Origin of the sequence: Bradyrhizobium sp. (assembly GCF_017881085.1) — a bacterium.
Lineage (GTDB): Bacteria > Pseudomonadota > Alphaproteobacteria > Rhizobiales > Xanthobacteraceae > Bradyrhizobium.
Genome location: NZ_JADGRI010000429.1, coordinates 1 through 3,609 on the forward strand (window position 1 = coordinate 1; position 3,609 = coordinate 3,609).

The following is a 3,609-nucleotide window of genomic DNA, read 5'->3' on the forward strand; positions in this document are numbered from 1 at the left end:
GAGGATTTCGTGGCGCGCGTCAAGCAGATCAGCCGCAACGAACTCTGCGACGTCGTCTATGACGGCGTCGGCAAGACAACGTTTCCGGGATCGCTGTCCTGCCTGAAGCCGCGCGGCCTGTTCGTGAGTTTCGGCAACGCTTCGGGTCCGGTGCCGCCGTTCTCGATCGCCGAACTCAACAACCACGGCTCGCTGTTCGCGACCCGCCCGAAACTCAACGACTACATCGGCAAGCGCTCGGAGCTGCTGGAAGGCGCCGACACCCTGTTCGCCGCCGTCATCAACGGCAAACTGCACGTGCCGATCAACCACGCCTACGCGCTGAAGGATGCGGCGAAAGCCCATATCGATCTGGAAAGCCGGGCGACCACCGGCGCGTCGATTTTGAAGCCGTAGCCGCTGGTCGTCATTCCGGGGCGATGCGTAGCATCGAACTACGATGTGCAATTGCGCATCTGAGGTCTGCTCCTACGGGTCATCCCGGAATGACCAACACGTCGACCTACGCCACCAGCCTGGCTGCGCCAATCTTGGCGAGGATCGCGTCCAGGCAATCGATCATCAGCGCGATTTCGGCGCGCGTGAGGTTGAGCGCCGGCATGAAACGCAGCGCGTCCGGCCGGGGCGCGTTGAGCAGCACGCCGTCTTCAAAGGCCTGCGCGACGATCGATGCCGCGATCGGAATCTTCAGGTCGAGCGCCAGCAGCAGACCCCGGCCGCGAACCTCGCCGAGGCCGTGGCGTGCCGAGATCCGTTGCAGCTCGCTTTCAAGACAGAGGCCGGCGTCAGTTACCGATTTCAGGAAGGCCGGCTCGGCGACATGCTGGAGGACCGCGAGCCCGGCCGCGCACATCAGCGGGTTGCCGTTGAACGTGCCGCCTTGATCGCCATGTTCGAAACAGGAAGCGGCCTGCGTCGCGAGCAGCGCGGCGAGCGGCACGCCGCCACCGATGCCTTTGCCGAGCGTCATGATGTCGGGCTCGATGCCGGCATGCTCGTAGTGGAACAGCTTTCCGGTTCGGCCCATGCCGGTCTGGATCTCATCCAAGATCAGCAACAGGCCATGCGCCTTGGTCAGCTCCCGTAGATCGCGCAAAAACTGATCCGTCGCCGGCCAGACGCCGGCTTCGCCCTGGATCGGCTCCAGCATCACGGCCACGGTCTTGTCCGTGATCAGTCGCTCGACCGAGGCGAGGTCGTTGAGCTGCGCCTTGGGGAAGCCCGATACCTTGGGCTCGAACAGCGGTTCGAACGCCTTCTTGCCGGAGGCCGACATGGTTGCGAGCGTCCGGCCATGAAAGCCGCCTTCGAAAGTGATGATCTCGTACGCGCCATCCCTGTGCAACGCGCCGTATTTGCGGGCGAGCTTGATCGCGCCCTCATTGGCTTCCGCGCCGGAATTGGTGAAGAACACCTGATCGAAGCAGCTGTGATCGGTGAGCAGTTTTGCAAGCTTGAGGCTAGGGCCGTTGTAAAAGGCCGGGCTCGGCGTCAGCAGCAATTTGGCCTGCTCCGCCAGCGCGTCGGCGACGATAAGCGGGGAGTGGCCGAGGCAATTGACCGCCCAGCCCTGCATGAAATCGAGATAGCGCTTGCCATGGTCATCCCACAGAAACGCGCCTTCGCCGCGGACGAACACGACCGGCGGGCGGGCGGTGATGTTCATCAGCGCGTCAAACGGATGGGTGGCGATGTTCATGACAAACTCCTCGGGTTGAAATGAAAAGGCGGACCAAAACGCGAGAAGGCCGCACTTTTCAGGGTGCGGCCTTCTCGAAAACGTTGCTGATCTCAGTTGTTCAGCGTTGTCGTCGGACACGGCGCGCACGATCATCGTCACGGGTGTGACGACGGCAGGTGGCGCGGAGTTGGGTCCGGTTGCATTTCATGCCGCACGCCCATACAGCCGAACGGCGGGCGCTGTCAAGCGGGCTTAGAACCCCGCGACGCTGCCATGCAGGTCGTATTCGTCGGCTCGTTCGATCTTCGCGGTGACGATTTCCCCAACTCTCAGGGGACGGCGGCTCGAGAGATAGACCGCGCCGTCGATCTCGGGCGCGTCCGCTTTCGAGCGGCCCTTTGAAACGGTCGGGCCGACTTCGTCGATGATGACCTGCTGTCGGGTGCCGACCTTGCGTTTCAGCCGGCGGGCGGAGATCTTCTGCTGCCGTGCCATCAGCGCGTTCCAGCGCTCCTGCTTGATCTCGTCCGGCACGGCATGGCCGAGCGCGTTCGACGGAGCGCCCGCGACCGGCTCGTATTTGAAGCAGCCGACGCGGTCGATCTCGGCTTCATCGAGCCAGTCGAGCAGATAGGTAAAATCGGAATCGGTCTCGCCGGGAAAGCCGACGATGAAGGTGGAGCGCAAGGTGAGGTCAGGACATTGCTCGCGCCATTGCCTGATCCGCCCGAGCGTCTTTTCCTGCGCCGCCGGGCGCTTCATGGCCTTGAGGATTTCCGGGCTGGCGTGCTGGAAGGGGATATCCAGGTACGGAAGGATCTTGCCCTCGGTCATCAGGCCGATGACCTCGTCGACATGGGGGTAGGGGTAGACATATTGCAGCCGCACCCAGGCGCCGAATTCGCCGAGCTCTTTTGCCAGATCGAAGAATTTGGCGCGAACCTCACGGTCCTTCCACGAGCTCGCTGCGTACTTCAGGTCGACGCCATAGGCTGATGTGTCCTGCGAAATGACCAGCAGCTCCTTGACGCCGGCGGTGACCAGTTTCTCCGCCTCGCGCAGCACATCGTTGGCCTGGCGCGACACCAGGTCGCCGCGCAGTTTCGGGATGATGCAAAAGCTGCAGCGGTTGTTGCAGCCTTCTGAAATTTTCAAGTAAGCGTAGTGCCGCGGCGTCAGCTTGATGCCCTGCGGCGGCACCAGATCGAGGTGCGGATTATGCACCGGCGGCAGCGCGCGGTGCACGGCATCGAGCACGCTTTCATATTGCTGCGGGCCCGTGATCGACAGCACGCCGGGATAGGCCGCCTCGATCTGCTCGGGCTCCGCTCCCATGCAGCCGGTGACGATGACCTTGCCGTTCTCGGCCATCGCCTCGCCGATGGCGCCGAGCGATTCCTGCTTGGCGCTGTCGAGAAAGCCGCAGGTATTGACGATGACGAGGTCGGCGCCGTCATGTTTGCGCGCCAGCTCATAGCCCTCGGCGCGCAGCCGCGTGATGATGCGCTCGGAATCCACCAGCGCCTTGGGGCATCCCAGTGAAACAAAGCTGACTTTGGGCGCGGCGGCCTGTTGCATATTCGATCTGCCTGATTGAGAGGCAGGAGCTAGTCCCAATTGCTCATAATTACAAGGCTTTGAGCGGGCTTGCGGCGTGCTATTGATGTGGTGCCGGAGCGTGAGTCATCGATGGGCGCCGAGTCTTCACCAAAAATCGTCATTGTCGACGAAAGCCCGATCCGCGCAGCTATCCTCGAGGAGGGGCTGCGGGAGGCAGGTTTTACCGGCGTGGTCCATATCAGCGAAATGCAGAACCTTTTGGCCCGGATCTATGCGCTGGATCCCGATGTCATCCTGATCGATCTGGAGAACCCCAGCCGTGACGTGCTCGAACAGATGTTCCAGGTCAGCCGCGCGGTGCGCCGCCC

At 62.7% G+C, this 3,609-nt stretch carries 3 protein-coding genes and 1 pseudogene; 2 read left to right on the forward strand and 2 right to left on the reverse strand.

From position 1 onward, the window contains the following. The coding region (locus tag QZ213_RS25985) for a zinc-binding dehydrogenase (protein WP_291688924.1) at positions 1–396 on the forward strand (396 nt) is incomplete at its 5' end. A gap of 106 nt (positions 397–502) precedes the next feature. Here QZ213_RS25985 and QZ213_RS25990 read toward each other — a convergent pair. Together QZ213_RS25990 and rimO are read right to left on the reverse strand one after the other, a co-directional pair. Beyond that, positions 503–1,699: an acetylornithine transaminase gene (locus QZ213_RS25990; protein ID WP_291688925.1), complete on the reverse strand. Its 1,197-nt coding sequence runs from the start codon at positions 1,697–1,699 to the stop codon at positions 503–505. 234 nt (positions 1,700–1,933) lie between these two features. Further along, the gene (gene rimO, locus QZ213_RS25995; protein ID WP_291688926.1) at positions 1,934–3,259 is read right to left on the reverse strand and encodes a 30S ribosomal protein S12 methylthiotransferase RimO; all 1,326 of its coding nucleotides are present in this window, start codon (positions 3,257–3,259) and stop codon (positions 1,934–1,936) included. Between the two features lie 111 nt (positions 3,260–3,370). On the opposite strand from rimO, the pseudogene QZ213_RS26000 reads away from it, so the two are divergent. Continuing rightward, positions 3,371–3,609: pseudogene (locus QZ213_RS26000) on the forward strand (two-component system response regulator); the annotation flags it as partial.